The organism is Kytococcus schroeteri, assembly GCF_042433515.1.
Taxonomy (GTDB): Bacteria; Actinomycetota; Actinomycetes; order Actinomycetales; family Dermatophilaceae; genus Kytococcus; species Kytococcus schroeteri.
Genome location: NZ_JBHLVH010000018.1, coordinates 22804 through 40316, shown reverse-complemented (window position 1 = coordinate 40316; position 17513 = coordinate 22804). Strand labels below are relative to the sequence as shown.

Here is a 17513-nt window from a genome sequence, read left to right as displayed (position 1 = left end):
ACCGCGGGTCGTGGACCCACGGACCGGAATGGGCCCGTGGTCGCCCGTCCGACCGCGTGGCGTCAGGTGTACTGGGAGCAATCGCACGAGGGAGAAGACCATGACCACACCGCCTCCGCCCCCCGGCTCGCCCGACTGGGAGGACCGCCCGACCGAGCCCCACCGCATCCAGCCCGGCCCCGCCGGTGGCGGTGGGTCGCCCCGTCCCTACGACCAGCCCACCCCGCCGGTGTACGGGGGGCAGCAGTCGTCGCCCTACGACCAGCCGGTCCAGGACGCCTACGGGCAGTACGGTGCCACCCCGGCCCGGGAACAGCCCGCGTACCCCGCCCACCCGATGACGGGCCACGGGGGCTCGGGCGGGCGCTCCGGGGGCGGGCACGACCGCACCGCCATCGGATGCCTGGTGGGTGCTGGCCTGCTGGTGCTGGCCGTGCTGGCAGCGCTGTTCTTCGTCCTCGGCGGGTTCGGGGGTGACTCCGAGGACGACCAGAGCACGGGGGACGAGACGTCGGTGGAGCAGACCACCCCGGCGGAGGACCCGACCACCCCGGACGAGACGACCCCGGCGGAGGACCCGACGACCCCGGACGAGACCACGCCGGCGGAGGACCCGACGACCCCGGACGAGACCACGCCGGCGGAGGACCCGACCACCCCGGACGAGGACGCCGCCGCGGTGGCCTTCGGGGACGCGGCCAGCGCCGGTGACGTGGAGATCACCGTGGGCCGGCCCGAGCCGTTCCAGCCCGCCGAGGGCGCGGCCGGTGCCCAGAAGACCTCCGAGGCGGTGGTCCACGAGGTGACCGTCACCAACCGCGGGGACGCGCCGCTGGGCATCGGTTCGTACTACCTCCTGGCCCAGTCCGGCGGCCAGGACGCCGAACGCATCTTCGACTACACGCAGGAGATCCGCCTGCCGAGCGACCCCGTGCCGCCGGGGGAGTCGCAGACCTACCGGGTGGCCTGGGGCGTGCAGGACGCCGGCGACCTCGCGGTGACCGCAAGCGTCAGGGGCAGCGGTTCCGAGATGCCCACCAAGCTCACCTGGAGCAACTGACACCGGGCACCTCGGACCCGCGACGGGGCCGGGTGGGGACTGATCCCCACCCGGCCCCGTCGTCGTGCTCAGCGGAAACGCGCGGCGGCATCGTACGGCCCGCGGGCGCCGGGTCGGCCGACCGTCAGGTACAGCCCGTCCGCGCGCTCCATGGCCTCCCGGGCGCCGGCCTCGTCGCCGGCCTCGGCGCGCAGCTCGCCGAGGATGCGCAGGGCGTGCGCCAGGCAGCCGGAGTCCTCGATCTGGTCGAACAACGCCACGCTGCGCTCCGCCTCGGACACCGCACGCGGCATCCGTCCCAGCCGGGCCAGGGTGCGGGCGCGGCCCCGCAGAGCCAGGCCGAGGCGGTGGGGGTCGTCGGCGCGTGTGGCGTCGCTCACCGCGAGGTCGTAGAGCTCCAGCGCCTCCTCGGGGCGGTCGTCGCCCAGCATCAGCCCGGCACGGACCGAGCGCGCGGAGGCCCGGATGCGCAGCACCCCGCACCGCCCGGCCTCCCGGGCGTGGGAGTGCGCCTCGGCCCGGCGGTGCGTCTCGCGGGTGGCGGTGAGCAGGTTGAGGTGGGTCAGCGCGATGCCGCGCTCGTCGCCCGCCGCCTCGAAGGCGTCCAGCGCCTCCAGCAGACGCTCCTCGGCCTGCTCGTAGCGCTGCCGGTACAGGTCGAACTGCGCCCCCCCTCGCTGCAGGCGGGCGCGGGTGACGGCGTCCACGGGCATGCCCAGGAGGTCGGGGTCGCCCTCGGGACGGTCGGGGGTGCTGCCAGTGGCCGCCCCGGCGGCCTCCACCGCGGCCAGGGCGGTTCCTGCGGTGGCGCGCCACTCCTCGTGGAGCCACTCGTAGTCGAAGAAGGTCATGAGGCTGCAGGCCAACCCCGCGGCCAGTCCGGGCAGGTCGTGCTCGGCGGCCAGCTGCACCGCCGCGGCGGCCGGGCGGCGCTCGGTGTGCAGCCACGCCCGGGCCGTTCCCAGGGCCCGCTGCGTGCCGCGGTCGAGCGCGGTGGCCGGCTCCGGCGGGGTGATCTCCGGGGCCACCAGGTCGAGGTCGTACAGGGCCGGCGGCAGCTCCCGCCGGGTCTGCTCCACCAGCGTCCACCAGGTGGCCACGAGGCGACCTGCCGCGGCCCGCACGGCCTCGGCCCCCAGGGCGTCGGCGTGGCCCTGCGCCACGGCCCGGGTAAGGGTGGGGACGCGGTAGCGGGGCTGTCCCAGGGCGTCCACGCCCTCCTCGAGCAGCAGGTGGGCGTCCACGAGGGCGTCCACCTGGTCGAACCAGTCGTCCCGGCCGGTGAGCGCACCCACCACCCAGCCCGGGAAGGGGTCCTCCCCGGCCAGCGGCAGCAGGGCGAAGGCCTCCCGGGCGGCCGCGCCCAGGCCCTGCACCACGTTCTCCACGCCGGCGCCCAGGTCGAAGCCGTGCTCGGCCAGCTCCGGCAGCGACTGCCCGGGTGTCAGGAGCCGGTCCAGCAGCACCTCCAGGCTCCACGAGGGTCGGGTGCGCAACCGACCGGCCACGAGGTTGAGGGCCAGCGGGCTGTGGCCGCAGGCGCGGGCCACCGCCGCGGCCGCCGCCTCGTGGCCCTCCGTGCGCTCCGAGCCCAGCGCCGCGTGCAGCAGCTGCACGGACTCCTCAGGGTCCAGCGGCGGGACCGGTAGGCAGGTCACCCCGGGCGACGGCGGCACCGGGTGGGTCGTGGTGGCCAGCACGGTCACCGGCCCCACGGGCAGCACCCGGTGCAGCTGGTCGGCGTCGATCAGGTCGTCCAGCACCACCAGCACACGTCGCGTCGAGAGCTCCTCGGCCAGGGCGCGACGTCGCTGCTCGTGCTCCGCCATCCCCGACCGGGTCGGCACGCCCAGCTGGGAGAGCAACTCCTCCACGACCTGCTCGGTCGAGAGGGTCTGCCCCGGGCCGTGCACCGGGACGTGCAGCACCCCATCGGGGAAGTGGGGGGCCACCTCGTGCGCCACCTTCAGCGCCAGTGCGGTCTTGCCGATGCCGGCCGGGCCGTGCACGACCACCACGCGCCGCACCATCGGCCCCAGCAGGGCGGCTGAGACCTGCTGCTGCAGCTCCTCCCGCCCCACGAAGCCCACCGGCGCCGGGGGCAGGTGCCCGGCCGCCACCGGGCGGGTGGGTGGCTGCGCGGGCTGCTCCTCGCCGCGCAGCACCGCGGTGTGCAGCGAACGCAGCGGTTCGGAGGGCTCCACGCCCAGCGTCCTGCGCAGGAAGGTCCGCGCCCGGCCGTAGGTGTCCACGGCCTCGGAGCTCTTGCCCGCCGTCACCTGCGCGCGCATCAGGGCCGCCCACGCGCTCTCCCGCAGGGGGTGCAGCTCCACCACCTGCTGCAGCTCGGCCACTGCCTGGGCGGGGTCGGTGCGGGCGGTGAGCAGCCAGTGCTCCTCGCACAGGTCTAGGTGGGCGCTGCGCAGGCGGGCGGCCAGGGCGCTCGCCCGGTTGCCGGGCACGGCATCGGGGAAGGGGTCGTCGCGCCACAGGTCCATGGCCGTGGAGAACTGGGCGTGGGCCTCCTCGGGGCGCTGGGCGGCCAGGGCCTCCCGGCCCAGGCGGACGGCCTCGCGGTAGCGGTGCAGGTCCAGGCCCACCTCGTCGGCCAGCCGGTAGCCGCGCGCCACCGTGAGCACCACCTTGCCCTCGCTCTCGGGCACGGCCCGGCGGATGCGGCCGATGCACCCCTGCACCTGGTTGGCCGCGGTGCGCGGGGGACCGTCCGGCCAGAGCGCCTCGATGATCTCGGTGGCGGAGACGTTGCGGGGCGCGGCGGCGGCCAGCAGCTCGAGGATGCGTCGCTCACGCAGGGCGAGGTCCAGCGGCCGGCCGTCGGCGGTGAAGGCCTCGAGGGGGCCGAGGACCGAGAGCTGCACGTTCCCTCCGTGGTGTCTGCCGGCAGCGCGCCGGGTGGACGCCCATCGTCGCCCACGCGGCGGGCGGACGGTACCCACCGTTTCTGTCAGGTGCATCACGGTGTCTCCCGCCGGTTCCCCGGTCGGTCGCGGGCGCGGAACGACGCGGCACACGAACGGGGTGGCCCGGGCCGCGTGCGGTCCGGGCCACCCCGGGTGGTCGAGCGTCATCGGCTCACTGCCAGGTGACGCTCACCTCGTCGCCCTGCACGAGCACCTCACCGTTCAGGTCGAACTCGACCTCGTCGGTCTTCTTCTCCCAGGTGGGGGGCTCGTCGAAGATCGCCGTGTCCTCCTCGTAGGAGTAGGTGGCCCGGCCCGAGGAGTCGGTGGTGAGCCTCAGCCCGCCCTGTCCCCAGTCGTCGCCGGCCTCGAGGTGCATCTGCGGCTGCTGGTCGATCTTCCACGACCCGTTGCGCACGTCCTCGCTGGTGTACGTGGAGAACGGGCACCCCTGGGGCTCGGCGTCGGTGCTCTTGGCGCACTCCTCGAGGTGGGCCTTCGCCTGCTTGAGCGCCTCCTCCTCCAGGGCCGGGGTGGGCTCGTAGGTGAGCTGCCCGTCGTCCTGGCCGGCGGACGACTCCTGGCCCGCCGGGCCCCAGGTGCGGACCGCCTCGCCGGAGGACTGCTGGTAGGTGCTGTTGGGCAGGGAGAAGCGGTAGGTGCCCGGCAGCACGGCGAAGCCGCTCTCCGCGCGGGCGTTCGTGGGCACCTCGCGGCCGTTGACGACCACCTTCTCCGTGCCCTCGGGGACGTAGGCGTCCACGTGACCGGTCAGGGGGGAGGCGTCCGCGATCTTCCACTTGTCGAAGAACACGAAGGACGAGCCATCGCGCTCCACCGCCACGTCCACGGACTCGGTGACGCCGTTCTGCGTGTACTTCACCGGCACCACGGCGCGGTCGTCCTCCTTCTTGACCTCACCGATCTCGAAGCCGGTGGGCCGGTTCTCCACCTCGGCGTACACCTCGTCGACCATGAGCAGGCGCTGGTCGGTGGGGATGTTGGGGTCGGCCAGGCGCATGGCGTCGCTGCCGCGCCCGTCCACGACGGCCTCCATGTACTGCTCCACCTGCTTCTCCGGGGCGAAGAAGGCGGAGTTGACCGCCTTGCTCAGCAGCGACAGGACCAGCAGGGCCAGCACGACACCGCCGAGCACCATCGCGCCGAGAGTGAGGCGGCGCTTCGTCGCCGGGTCCATGGGGGTGCCGGCCCCGGCGCCCGCACCCAGCGGTGCGGTGGACGTCGTGGTGTCCGTGGACCCCGGTGCGGTCTCGCCGTGCCACGCCGTGGCGCCGCTGTCTCCGGCGGTGGGGGTAGGGATGGCCTGGGTGGCGTCGTCCGCCACGGCGGGTGCACCGGGGGCGGGTGCAGCAAGCGTGGCGGCCGGGGTGGGGTCGTCGACGGTGGTGGAGTCCGCGGCTGCGGCCTGCCAGCGCCCCATCAGGGGCGCGGGAACGTACTGCACCAGGTGGGGTGCCACGAAGCGCGACACGAGCTCCACCGCCAGACCCGCCAACGGAGCGGTGAGCAGGATCGTGGTGGTCGGCGCGATGCGCCCTGCCTCGCTCATCCCCATGAAGGACATGCCCGCGTTCACCTGGGTGAGCAGCAGCATCAGCAGCGCGCCACCGGCGAAGACGGCCGGCAGGGCCAGCCACCCGGCCGGGGAGTTGAGCGTGGTGTGGCGACGGTCGCGGACCACCCACCACCGCACGCCGGCCACGACGAGGGCCACCAGCAGCAGGAGGATCCACAGGGTGCGCACCAGGCCCGAGGCCTCGGACCAGAGGCCGGCGGTCTCGTTGCCGGCCGTGACGCTGCCGAAGTGCACCACCTGGTAGCCCCACAGCAGTACCTGGGGCCACACCGGGAAGGCGATGAGCGCCCACCCCAGGCCGTTGTCCTTGAGGACCGCGACCAGCAGCCCGAGCAGCAGGCCCACGGACACCACGGCCACGTGGACGCCGTACGTGCTGAGGGCACCGGCCCACGCCCCGCGCGGACGTACCTCGTGGCTCCGGTGGGCCAGCGAGCCCAGCACCCACCCGGCGCCGGTGAGCACGAACGCCCCGAGGAACGCGGTGAAGGACCCGGCGTGCAGGGTGAACTCACCGAGCCAGGTGTCCTCGGTGCGCAGGCCGAACAGGGCGGCCAGCGCCCAGGTCAGCGCACCGGCCACCAGGCCGGCGAGGGCCGCCTGCGTCCAGGTCTGTCCCATCGACTGGCCGGCGCGGCGCGTCCGACGGGCCCAGAAGGCGGCCCCCAGGACGAGGCCCGGGGCCACGGTGAACAGCGGCAGCCACACGTGGCCGAGGGAGTCCTCGCCGTTGGCAAGGCTCAGGGTGCCGAAGGACCCCAGGCTGACCATCTGGAAGGGCAGCGAGAGCAGGATGTCGCCGAGGTTCACGTCGGCACCGCTGAGGTCGCTGGAGCCCGAGGGGCCGTCGTCGCCCTGGATGACCGACCCGATGAACATCACGAGCATGGTCACCACGGAGGCGGCCAGGGCCGCGCCGTACGCGACCAGGCCACCCAGGGCGGCCGGCTTGAGGGTGTCAGCGTCCAGGTCGAGCGACCCGGTGCCGGTGCGGGCGGCGGCGAGCGGAGCCGTGGTGGGGGCCGACGGCGCGGGGGTGTCCGCCACCCCCTCGACGGTGGGGCCGGCTTCGCGGGGCGACCCGGCGGTGTGCGACGCCGTCGGCTCAGCCGTGGGCGAGGTGTTCCGCTCCGGGGCCGGCGGGGTGGCCGGCTCGGGGCGGGCTGCGCCGCACTGGGCGCAGAAGCGTGATGCGGGAGCGAGTTCGCTCTCGCACTGCTGGCAGGTGGTCATGCGTGTCCTCTCGGGATGGGGGAAGTGCGTGGCTCGTGGGTGGTGGCCCGGGGCGTCACCAGAGGTCGTAGTCCTTCTTGGCCAGGCGGAAGCCGTGGCCGGAGGCCTCGCGGGTGCACTCGACACCCGTGTCCTTGCTGTGGCAGGTGGTGCCCTTGAAGGTGAGGCTGTCGCCCCACGGCAGGATGCTGTAGACCTCGCCCTTGATGACCTTGGTCTTGCCGACGGGCAGGACGTCCACCCACTCACCGCCGTCGTTGGTGCGACCGTGCCCGAGGGCGTGGCCGCCGCAGTTCCACGTGGGGCGGTCGTTCCCGGACACGGAGAGCTCGCCGACGCAGTCCGGCTCCTGGGCCGCGCTGTACTCGGTGACGTCGATCTCGCAGCTCACGCCCTCGGCCGTGATGTCGCAACCGACGTTCTCCGACTCCATGAGGAACGAGACGCGCTCGTACCCGGCCAGCGGGTCCTCCGCAGTGGGGCTGCTCGGGGCGGGGGACTTCGGCGCGCTCGAGGACGTCGGGGAGGACGAGGTGGCCGAGCTGGCCGGGGCCGAGGAGGGGGAGGCGCCCTGGTCACCGGCGGGTCCGGAGTCCGTGGGGGAGGCCGTGACCGACCCCGGGGACGTGGCGGCTGGCTCGTCGGTGGGGCTCTCCTGGGCCGAGGTGGTGGGCGCGCTGGACGCCGGGGCCCCGTCGTCCTCCGAGGCCGGGGCCTCCGGGGTGGTCTCGGACGGGCTCTTGGCCGGGGCGGTCTCCACCTTGGGAGGTGCATCCGGCAGGTCACCGGCCTGCTCGTCGCCGCCCGAGCAGGCGGCGAGGGTGGTGAGCGCCAGGGCGAGGGTCAGGTGGCGGGCAGCAGTGCGCACGAGAACTCCTGGGGTGAGGGGATGGTCCCGCGCATGATGACAGTCGCATGGCACCGCTCATGGCGGAATGGCGGGGATTTCCGGGCGCTGCGGGTGCGTGACAGGTGAATGACAGCGAAGGGACAGGACGAGGGGTCCGTGCGGGCCCAGAGGCGCCTCAGCGGTACCCGGCCGCCACGTCGAACGGGCCCCGCGTCCCGGGCCGGCCGACGGCCAGGTACAGCGCATCGGCGCGGCGGTGCGCGGCATCCGCCCCGGCGGTGTTCCCGGTCTCACCCCGCAGCCGGGCCAGCACCCGCAGGGCGTGGGCGAGGCAGCCCTCGTCCCCCAGCCGGTCGAACAGCCCGGCGCTTCGCTCCGCCTCGGCCAGCGCGGCCGGGGTGCGCCCCAGCGCGTGCAGCACCGTGCTGCGCCCCCGCAGCGCCTGGGCCAGCCGGTGGTCGTCGCCCACCTCGGTGGCATCGGCCACGGAGCGGTCGTACAGCGTGAGGGCCTCCTCGTGCTGGCCGGCCCGGTGCAGCAGCCCGCCCCACACCGAGAGCGCCACCGCCCGCACGTGCAGCGAGCTGGCGCCGGCGGCCTGCTGCACGTGCTCCAGCGCCTCCTGCGGGTGGTGCGTCTCGCGCAGCGCCACGGCCAGGGCCAGGTGCGCCAGGGCGCAGCCGTCCGCCACCCCCGCCCTCTCGAAGAGGTCCAGTGCCTGACGGGCCCGCTGCTGCGTGGCCTCGTAACGTCCCCGGTAGGCGTGCAGCTGCGCCGAGGTGATGAGCATCCTGGCCTGCGCCATCTCGAGGCCGGGGCCGTCGCCCTCCTCGAGCGCCTCCAGGCTGCGGTCCACCACCTGCTCCCACTCGTCGTGCATCCAACGGTAGTCGAAGAAGGGCTCCAGGGCTGTGGTGAGGCGTGCCGCCAGCTCGGGCCAGCCGTGGTCGGCGGCGCAGCGCACCGCGGCCATGGCGCTGCGGTGCTCGCAGTGCAACCACTCCCGGCCCGAGCGCAGCGCACGCTGGGCCCCGGCGTCCAGCTCGGTCTCCGGGTCCGGCACGTCCACCGCGGGCAGGGCCACGCCCGGGTGGTGCAGGGTGAGCGGCACCGCCACCACCGCCGAGTCCACCGCCCACCACCAGGTGCGCGCCAGACGGCCTGCTGCCTCCCGCAGGAGGGCGGGGTCCACGTCCTCGGCGCGCTCGCGGGAGACCGCCGCGGTGAGCGGCGGGACCACGAAGCGGGGCTGCCCCAGCCCGTCCACCCCCTGGTCGTGGAGCAGGTCGCGCTCCACCAGCTGGTCCAGGAGGTCGAACCACTCGCACCGGCCCGCCAGTGCGCCGACCGCCCACCCGGGGAAGGACTCCTCGCCCAGCAGGTGCAGCAGCGGCAGCAGGTCGGCGGCCTCGGGGGGCAGGTCCGCGGCCGCGGCCGCCACGTCCGCTGCCGGGTCCACCCCGCGCACGGACAGCTCCGGCAGGGGCTGGCCCACCGTGGTCACCCGGTCCAGCAGCACCTCCAGTCCCCAGCCGGTGTGGGAGCGCATGTGCTGGGTGGCCACCCGCAGCGCCAGCGGGTTGTGGCGGCAGGCCCGGGCCACGGCGAGGGCCAGCCGCTCCTGGCCGTCCACCCGCTCGGCCCCCAGCAGCCCGCGCAGCAGGTCCAGCGACTCCTCGCGGGTCAGCGGGGGCACCCGGCGCACGAGGGCGTCGTCCAGCTCCGGGAGTGGGCGCAGGCTGGTCACCACGGCGTGCACCGGCCCGTCGGGCAGCACCCGGCGCACCTGCCCGGCATCGCGCAGGTCGTCCAGCACGAGCAGCACGCGGCGGCCGGTCAGGCGCCGGCCCAGCGCGGTGCGCAGTGCTGCTTCGTCCTCGGGGAGCTCCGCCCGCTCGGCACCGGTCTGGGTGAGCAGCTCGGCGAGCACCCAGCGGGCGCTGCGGGCCTCCTCGGCCTGGCCGCGCGCCGAGACGTACAGCACGCCGTCGCGGAAGGTGTCCGCGAGCGTGCCGGCCACCCGTACCGCGAGCGACGTGCGGCCGATGCCCCGGGGGCCGTGCAGTGCCACCACCCGGCGTTCCCCGTCGGCCACGAGGTGGGCCCGCATCGCGTCCTGCAGCGCGGCGCGGCCCACGAACAGCTCCGCCGTGGGCGGCAGGTTGCTGCAGGTGCCGGCGGGCTCGGCCCAGAGCGACCCTGCGTCCTCGCCCCGCAGGATGCGGGTGTGGAGGGTCTGCAGGGTCTCCGAGGGCACGGTGCCCAGTGCGTCGCGCAGCGTGGTGCGCAGCCGGGCGAAGACCCCCAGGGCCTCGGCGGTCTTGCCCGACCGGGCCAGGGCGCACATCAGCTCGCCCCAGGCGCTCTCGCGCAGCGGGCTGAGCGTCACCATCCGCTCGAGCTCGGCGACGGCGCGCTCCGGCTCGGTGCGGGAGGTGAGCGACCAGCGCAGCTCGCACAGGTCGAGGTGCTCGGCGCGCAGCTGCGCCGAGAGGCCCGACGCGCGCGTGCCGGCCAGCGAGTCGGGGAAGGGGCGGCTGCGCCAGGTGCCCATGGCGGCGGCCAGGTGGGTGATGGCCTGCTCGGTGAGGCCGGCCGCAGCGGCTTCGCGCCCCGCCCGGGCCAGCTCGCGGTAGCGGCGGAGGTCCAGGTCCACCGAGGGGGAGAGGCGGTAGCCGCGCGAGGTGGTGTCCACCATCGGGACCCCTGCGCCGCCGGCCGCGCGCCGGATGCGGCCGACGCACCCCTGCACCTGGTTGCGGGCCGTCCCCGGGGGGTCCTGCGGCCAGAGGGCGGCGATGATCTCCTCGGTGGGCACCTGGTGGGGGGCCGCGGCCGCGAGCAGCTCGAGGATGCGCACCTCCCGCAGGGCGAGCGAGACCTCCCGGTCGTCCTCGCCCACCACCTCGAGGGGGCCGAGCACGGACAGCTGCATGCCGGGTTCCTCCATCGGTCGGTCGTCGGGTGGTGGGCGGGTGGGGTCCGTCACGGCCGGTCGGGGGCCGGGCGGGGCCTGCATCAGGGATGCTGGCAGAGATTGCTCCACAATCCGCGGCAGGGCCATGCGACGGTGGGTGGATCAGCGGGGTGCGACAGCGATATGACAGGGGGGCCGGGGGACGCGGCGCGGCCGGGTAGGCTGTCCGTCATCTGGCCCGCCCTGTCTTGCCGCGGGCCCTTTGGCGATGACGTCCGGCCCCCGGCCGACGCACCTGCCGCGTCGTTCCCCGGCCCTGCGAGAGGGCCCCGCTGAGCCCGGCCCCGTGCCGGCCCCGCCCGGAGCCGCGTGCTGCGCGAGACGCCGCCTGCCCCTCGACCGGGGCCTGCGTGACCTTCCAGCGAGAATCGACGGTGCCCCGTGCCCCACTCCTCCGTGTCCTCCTCCGCGACCCGCCCTGTGGCCGCGCCCACCTCGTTCGACGCCCTCGGGCTACCCGCCTCCCTCGTGGCCGTGCTGGCCGAGGCCGGCATCACCACCCCCAGCCCCATCCAGGCCGCCACCCTGCCGGACTCCCTGGCCGGCCGTGACGTGCTCGGCCGCGGCCGCACCGGGTCGGGCAAGACGCTGGCGTTCGGGCTGCCGCTGGTGGCGCGCCTGGCCGCCGACCGCCGCCGCCCCGCCCCGGGCCGTCCCCGGGCGCTGGTGCTGGCCCCCACCCGGGAGCTCGCCAGCCAGATCGAGCGCGCCATCAGGCCGCTGGCCGACGCCGAGCGCCTGACCACCACCGTCGTCTTCGGTGGCGTGGGGCAGAACCCGCAGGTGACCGCGCTGCGCAAGGGCGTGGACGTGCTCATCGCCTGCCCCGGCCGCCTGGAGGACCTCATCGGCCAGGGGCACTGCGACCTGCGCGACGCCGGCATCGCGGTGCTCGACGAGGCCGACCACATGGCCGACCTGGGCTTCCTGCCCGGCGTGAAGCGCCTGCTGGCCGCCACCCCGCGCGACGGTCAGAAGCTGCTGTTCAGCGCCACGCTCGACGGCGGCATCAAGGTGATCGCCGACCGCTTCCTGAGCCAGCCGGTGACGCACGAGGCCGACTCCGCTCAGTCGCCCGTGGCCACGATGACCCACCACGTGCTGGAGGTGGCCAAGGACGACAAGCTGCCCGTGCTGCGCGAGCTGGCCGCGGCACCCGGCCGCACCGTGGTGTTCACCCGTACCAAGTACGGGGCCAAGAAGCTGGCCAAGCAGCTCACCGCCAACGGGGTGCCGAGCGTGGACCTGCACGGCAACCTCTCGCAGAACGCCCGCCAGCGGAACCTGGCCGCGTTCACCGAGGGCGTCGCCTCCACCCTCGTGGCCACCGACATCGCGGCGCGCGGCATCCACGTGGACGACATCGCCCTGGTGGTGCACGCCGACCCGCCCGCCGAGCACAAGGCGTACCTGCACCGCTCCGGGCGCACCGCCCGCGCCGGCGCCGAGGGCACCGTGGTGACGCTGATGCTGCCGGACCAGCGCGACGAGGTGCGCTCGCTGATGCGGGCCGTGAGGATCCGGCCGGTGACGCAGACCGCGGCCGTGCCCGGGGCGCCGGTGCTGCAGGAGGTGGTGCCCGGGGAGCGGGAGTACCGCGACGCCGCCGAGCTGGTGGCCGCGACGACGCCGCCGGCGCAGGGACGTGGCGGCTCGGGCGGCAGCTCGGGGTCCGGGTCCGGTGTGGGCTCGGGTGGCGGCCGGGGCCGTCGCCGTGGCGGGCGCGGCGCGGGTGGTGCCGGTGCCGACGCGGCCGGTGGCCGAGGGGGCGCCGGTCGCGGCCAGCGCCGGGCTGGTGGTGGCGGCCGGGGTGGCAGCCGTGGCCAGCGCTCCGGTGGCGGTCGCGCGCAGGGCCCCCGCCGTGCCCGCGGCTGACCTCGTCACGTCGTGCGCGAGACACCAGTGCCTCGGCGTGACCGCGTGACCGCCTGACACGCGAAACCTCGCACCGCACGGGAAAGGTGCTGGCCACACGGGGAACTTCCCGTGCGGCCAGCACCTTTTCCGTGCCCGGTGGGGTTTCCCGTGCGGCACGGCCCGTCCGGTCACGCTGTCCCGTGCGGCACCACCCCTCCGGCCCCACTCACCGTGCCCGCACCGTCCGGCGGGCGTCCTCGACCAGTCGCCGCACGGCCTCGGGGTGCCCCAGATGGTCCCAGCCGACGTGCACCGGCTCGAACCCCAGGTCGCGGATCGCCAGGTCGCGACGTTTGTCCTCCGCCGGCGTGCGGCCGTAGCGCTCGTACTTCTCCATCCCGTCGAACTCGATGGCCACGGCCTCGTCCTCGAGGGCGAAGTCCACGCGCGCCACGAGCCGTCCCACCGCATCGCGCAGCTCCACCTGGGATCGCACCCGGTAGCCGAGTCGCCACAGCAGCAACCGGGCGCGGGTCTCGCCGACTGACTCGCACGCCGGGTCCACCAACCCCGCGGCGGTGCGCAGGAGGGGCGCCACGCGATGGCCCCGGCGGGAGGCCAGCACCGCGTGCACCTCCTCCATCGACGTGGTGCCGGGTGGCCGCCCGCGCCCCCACAGCCACTCGCCCTCCCACAGCCGGGAGGGGTCCCAGGGGATCTCCCCGGCGACCATGCGCTCGTGCTGGAGCCGCCGGTGGAGCGCCGCGTCGAGGACGGCCACCGCGGCATCGCAGCCGTGCAGGGAAGCCACCCCGACGGCGGCCTCCGCGGCCGTCGCCACCGGGCACCCGCTGATCTCCTCCGGGGGACGGTGCAGGCGCCCGCCGTGGAGGACGGCGCCGGACCGTGCCCGCGAGACCCCGTGCCGGGTGCGGGTGCCGTGGACCAGTCCCACCCGGCCGAGGACAGGCAGCTGCAGCAGGAGAGCAGCCGAGTCGTGGCTCACCGCCGTGCCCTCGGGCCAGGTGCGGCCGACGGCGAGGGCCCGCAGGGCATGGGCCCGGTGTGGTCGCGCGCCGTGGAGGAGCGCCCCCTCGACGTACGCACCCCGCCCCACTCGCACGAGGGTGCGCCGGGCCACCAGGCGACGCACCTGGGCCGGGGTGGCTCCCAGCATCGCCAGGTCCGATGTCGTTGCAGTGCCGCCGTGCCGGGCCAGCACGGTGTCCAGGCCCGGGAGGGAAGCGGCGTGCGATGGCGCACCGGTGGGTGAGGTCATGGCGGGCAGGGTGCCGGCTGCGGACCCGTGCCCGCGGGGTGGTCGGACAGGGCCTGGGGATGGTGGGAGGGGCGGGCTGCCGGCACCGCGCTCGTCCACAGGGGCCGGGTGGGCGCGGGACACGGGAAAGCTCACGCGGCACGGGGAAGGTGCTGGCCGCACGGGGAACTTCCCGTGCGGCCAGCACCATTCGCGTGCGGCGAGGGGCGCGCCGGCGCGTCGAGAGCGGGTGCGCCCCCGCGCCCCCGCGCCCCGGCGCGCGGCTCAGCCGTCCAGCGCCGCCAGCATCTTGCCCGGGTTGAGGATGCCGCGCGGGTCCAGCGCCTGCTTGACCGCGCGGTGCATGGCCTGCGTGGCCGGGTCCAGCTCGCGGGCCAGCCACTCACGCTTGAGGTAGCCCACCCCGTGCTCGCCGGTGATGGTGCCGCCGAGCGCCAGCCCCAGCTCCATGAGCTGCTCGAACGCCCGCTCCGCCCGGGCCACCTCGGCGGGGTCGCCGGCATCGAAGAAGACGGCCGGGTGCAGGTTGCCGTCGCCCGCGTGGGCCACCACGGCCACGGTCGCGCCGGACTCCGCCCGCACCTCGGCCAGCCGCTCGAAGAACTCGGCCATCCGCGCCCGCGGCAGGCAGATGTCGTCCAGCAGCTGCCCGCCGCCGTGCGCCATCGCGTACTTCTCGTAGGCCGGCTGGGCCAGGCGGCGCGTGGCCACCATGGCCTCGCTGTCGGCCGGGTCGTCGGTGAAGCCCACGTCCAGCGCGCCGGCCTCCTCGGCGATCCGGGCGAACTCCTCCACCTCCCGCTGGGCCGATGCGGGGTCGCCCGACCCGTCGGACTGCACCAGCAGCATCGCGCCGGCCCCGGCGTCCAGGCCGAAGTCGCCGTAGTCGTTGAGCATGCCCAGGGTGGCGCCGTCGAGCATCTCCACCATGCTGGGCCGTGCGCCGGTGGCCATGAACTCGGCCACCACGCCGGCGGCCACGGCCTCGGAGGGGAAGGTGGCCACCGCCGTGAGCGGCGGCGCCAGCTGCGGCACGAGGCGCAGGGTCACCTCCACCACCACGCCGAGCGTCCCCTCGGAGCCGATGAACAGCCCGCGCAGGTCCAGGCCGGCCACGCCCTTGGCGGTGCGCGGTCCCAGGGTGGCCAGGGACCCGTCGGCCAGCACCACCTTGAGCTGGCGCACGTAGTCGCGGGTGACGCCGTACTTGACGCAGCACAGCCCGCCGGCGTTGGTGGCCACGTTGCCGCCGATGCTGCTGATGGCCACCGAGCCGGGGTCCGGCGGGTAGGCCAGGCCGTGCTCGCGGAGGTGGTCCTTGAGGGCCTGGTTGATGACGCCGGGCTGCACGGTGGCGGTCTGCTCGGCGGCGTCCACCTCCAGGATGCGGTCCATGCCGGCCAGGTTGAGCAGGATGCAGCCGGGCACCGCGTTGGCCCCGCCGCTGATGCCGGTGCGCGCGCCCTGCGGCACCACCGGCACGTGGTGGGCGTGGGCGAAGCGCAGGGTGGCCTGGACGTCCTCGGTGGAGCGGGCGCGCACCAGCGCCACGGCGCCCTCGGCGGGGCAGAACAGGGCGGTGTCGGCCGAGTGGGCGGCCACCACGTCGGCGTCGAGGGCGAGCGCGCCGTCCGAGAGGACCGGGGCCAGCTCGGACTGCAGCAGGGCGGCCAGCGCGGCGATGTCGGGGGCGGGCTGGGTGGCGGTGGTCGGGTCGGTCATCGGGCGGCCTCCGGGGTGGGGGTGTCGAGGACGGTCTCGGGCGTGGTGGGGGCGGTCTGGTGGTGACCGGCGGCCTGCCCCGCGTCGGGGGCCGGCGACGCCTTGAGCGCCAGCACGGTGGCCGCGGCGGCCAGCATGACGCCGCCCACCACCCACATGCTCGCGTTCTGGGTGCCGGTCAGGTCGGCCAACCACCCGGTGACGTACGGGGCGGCGAAGCCGCTGGCGTTGCCCACGGAGTTGATGAGGGCGATGCCGCCGGCGGCCGCCGCGCCGGAGAGGAAGTGCGTGGGCAGGGGCCAGAAGTTGGGCAGCGCGGCGCAGATGCACATGCACACCACGGTCACGGCCGCCATCGCGGTGAACGGCGAGTTCAGGTACAGCGCGGCGGGGATCACCACGCCACCCACCAGCAGCGGCAGCACGAGGTGCCACACGCGCTCGCCGGTGCGGTCGGCGTGGCGGGCCCAGAGCACCATCGCCACGGCGGCGAAGGCGAACGGGATGGCCGTGATGAGCCCGATCTGCATGACCGAGTACTTCACCCCGAAGGTCTGCTGGAACCCGGCGATGATGGTGGGCAGGAAGAAGTTCATGGCGTACAGGCCGTAGGTGGTGCCGAAGTAGACGAAGGCCAGGGCCCAGACGCGGCCGTCGAGCAGGGTGCGGCGCAGCGGGTAGTGGAAGCGCTCGCCCGTGGTGGCCTGCTCGCGGGCCATCTCGGCGGCCAGCCAGTCGCGCTCCTCGGGCTCCAGCCACTGCGCCTGCTCGGGGCGGTCGGTGAGCAGGAACCAGCACACGACGCCGAGCAGCACGGCCGGCACGCCCTCCATGAGGTACATGAAACGCCACCCGGAGAGGCCGGCGATGCCGTCGCCCGTGCTGACCAGGAAGGCCGACAGGGGCGTGCCCACCACGGTGGACAGGGGGATGGCCAGCAGGAAGAGCGCCGTGGCGCGGGCGCGCTCGCGGGCCGGGAACCAGTAGGTCAGGTACAGGATGATGCCGGGGAAGAAGCCGGCCTCGGCCACACCCAGCAGGAAGCGCAGGACGTAGAGCCAGCCGGCGCCGGGGACGAAGGCCATGAGGCTGGCCAGGACGCCCCAGGACACGATGATGCGGGCCAGCCAGCGGCGCGCGCCGAAGCGGTGGAGCGCCAGGTTGCTGGGCACCTCGAGCAGCAGGTAGCCGGCGAAGAAGATGCCGGAGGCCAGGCCGAACATGGTGGCGGTCAGGCCCAGCTCGGCGTTCATGCCGTTGGGGCCGGCGAAGCCGATGTTGGTGCGGTCGAGGTAGTTGACGAAGTACAGCGCGATGAGGAACGGGATGAGGCGCAGGGTGACCTTGCGCAGGGTGCGCCGTTCCAGGGCGGAGGGGACCGGCGGTGCGTCCGAGGGGTTCATGGGGGCTCCCGGTGTGTGCGCGGGGCGGGCTGGGGTGGCCTGAACGCTAGGAGTGTGTGCGCCGGCGCACAATGGTGAGATGCAACGTCGTGAGACCGAGTCGGTGGAGGATCCCTCCACCCCGCCGGTGAGTCCGGATCCGCACCGGGACGAGGGGGCGGCCGACGAGGCCGTGCCCGGCGGCGAGGGCTGGCTGTCCCTGCTCCTGCGCGACGCCTCGGTGGCCGAGCTCATGGCCCACGGGCGCGGTCTGGGGCCGCAGGGGGCCGCGCAGACCGTGCAGGCGCTGGAGGTCAGCGCCCGCCTGCAGCAGCGGGCCCGGCGGGCCGGTGAGCTCGGTGCGCTGAGCGACATCGCGGGCCGGCTCTCGAGCATGCGCTCGCCGCAGGACCTGCTGCCGCAGGTGGTGGCGCACGCCCGGCAGCTGCTCCGGGTGGACCTGGCCTACCTGGCCCTGCTCCACGGGGAGGGTGACCGGGAGGTGCTCCGCATCGAGGTGAGCGACGGCAACATCACCCCCGAGCTGGTGGGTGTGGAGCTCTCCCTGGGGCACGGGGTGGCCGGGTGGGTGATCCGCCACGCCCGGCCGCGGTGGAGCGCCGACTACCAGCACG

The 17513-nt window shown here is 75.1% G+C and carries 10 protein-coding genes; 3 read left to right on the top strand and 7 right to left on the bottom strand.

Annotated elements, in window-relative coordinates:
* Positions 1-100: 100 nt before the first annotated feature.
* Positions 101-1060 carry a hypothetical protein gene (locus ACFFHC_RS08905; protein ID WP_379804745.1) on the top strand — a complete coding sequence of 320 codons (960 nt, stop codon included), beginning with the start codon at positions 101-103 and terminating at the stop codon, positions 1058-1060.
* A gap of 68 nt (positions 1061-1128) precedes the next feature.
* Here ACFFHC_RS08905 and ACFFHC_RS08900 read toward each other — a convergent pair whose 3' ends face one another.
* From ACFFHC_RS08900 to ACFFHC_RS08885, 4 genes are all read right to left on the bottom strand, one after another.
* A complete protein-coding gene (locus ACFFHC_RS08900; protein ID WP_379804742.1) occupies positions 1129-3939 on the bottom strand; it encodes an AfsR/SARP family transcriptional regulator in 2811 nt (936 codons plus the stop codon).
* A 214-nt stretch (positions 3940-4153) separates the two neighbouring features.
* Positions 4154-6811, bottom strand: coding sequence for a hypothetical protein (locus ACFFHC_RS08895; protein ID WP_379804739.1), 2658 nt, complete (start codon positions 6809-6811; stop codon positions 4154-4156).
* A 55-nt stretch (positions 6812-6866) separates the two neighbouring features.
* The gene (locus tag ACFFHC_RS08890) at positions 6867-7679 is read right to left on the bottom strand and encodes a hypothetical protein (RefSeq protein WP_379804736.1); all 813 of its coding nucleotides are present in this window, start codon (positions 7677-7679) and stop codon (positions 6867-6869) included.
* Between the two features lie 157 nt (positions 7680-7836).
* On the bottom strand, positions 7837-10596 hold the full coding sequence (locus tag ACFFHC_RS08885; protein ID WP_379804733.1) for an AfsR/SARP family transcriptional regulator: 2760 nt from the start codon (positions 10594-10596) through the stop codon (positions 7837-7839).
* A gap of 423 nt (positions 10597-11019) precedes the next feature.
* On the opposite strand from ACFFHC_RS08885, the gene ACFFHC_RS08880 reads away from it, so the two are divergent.
* Entirely contained in the window at positions 11020-12513 is a 1494-nt protein-coding gene (locus ACFFHC_RS08880; protein ID WP_379804730.1) for a DEAD/DEAH box helicase, read from the top strand.
* A gap of 208 nt (positions 12514-12721) precedes the next feature.
* Here ACFFHC_RS08880 and ACFFHC_RS08875 read toward each other — a convergent pair whose 3' ends face one another.
* The 3 genes from ACFFHC_RS08875 to ACFFHC_RS08865 form a co-directional block, all read right to left on the bottom strand.
* The gene (locus ACFFHC_RS08875; protein WP_083323578.1) at positions 12722-13774 is read right to left on the bottom strand and encodes a type IV toxin-antitoxin system AbiEi family antitoxin domain-containing protein; all 1053 of its coding nucleotides are present in this window, start codon (positions 13772-13774) and stop codon (positions 12722-12724) included.
* A gap of 264 nt (positions 13775-14038) precedes the next feature.
* Positions 14039-15496 carry an FAD-binding oxidoreductase gene (locus tag ACFFHC_RS08870; RefSeq protein ID WP_070705190.1) on the bottom strand — a complete coding sequence of 486 codons (1458 nt, stop codon included), beginning with the start codon at positions 15494-15496 and terminating at the stop codon, positions 14039-14041.
* A complete protein-coding gene (locus ACFFHC_RS08865; RefSeq protein WP_379804725.1) occupies positions 15493-16899 on the bottom strand; it encodes an MFS transporter in 1407 nt (468 codons plus the stop codon). The genes ACFFHC_RS08870 and ACFFHC_RS08865 overlap by 4 nt, the downstream gene beginning before the upstream one ends.
* Before the next feature lie 79 nt (positions 16900-16978).
* On the opposite strand from ACFFHC_RS08865, the gene ACFFHC_RS08860 reads away from it, so the two are divergent.
* Positions 16979-17513: hypothetical protein (locus ACFFHC_RS08860; protein ID WP_379804722.1), on the top strand; the 535-nt coding region annotated here is incomplete at its 3' end.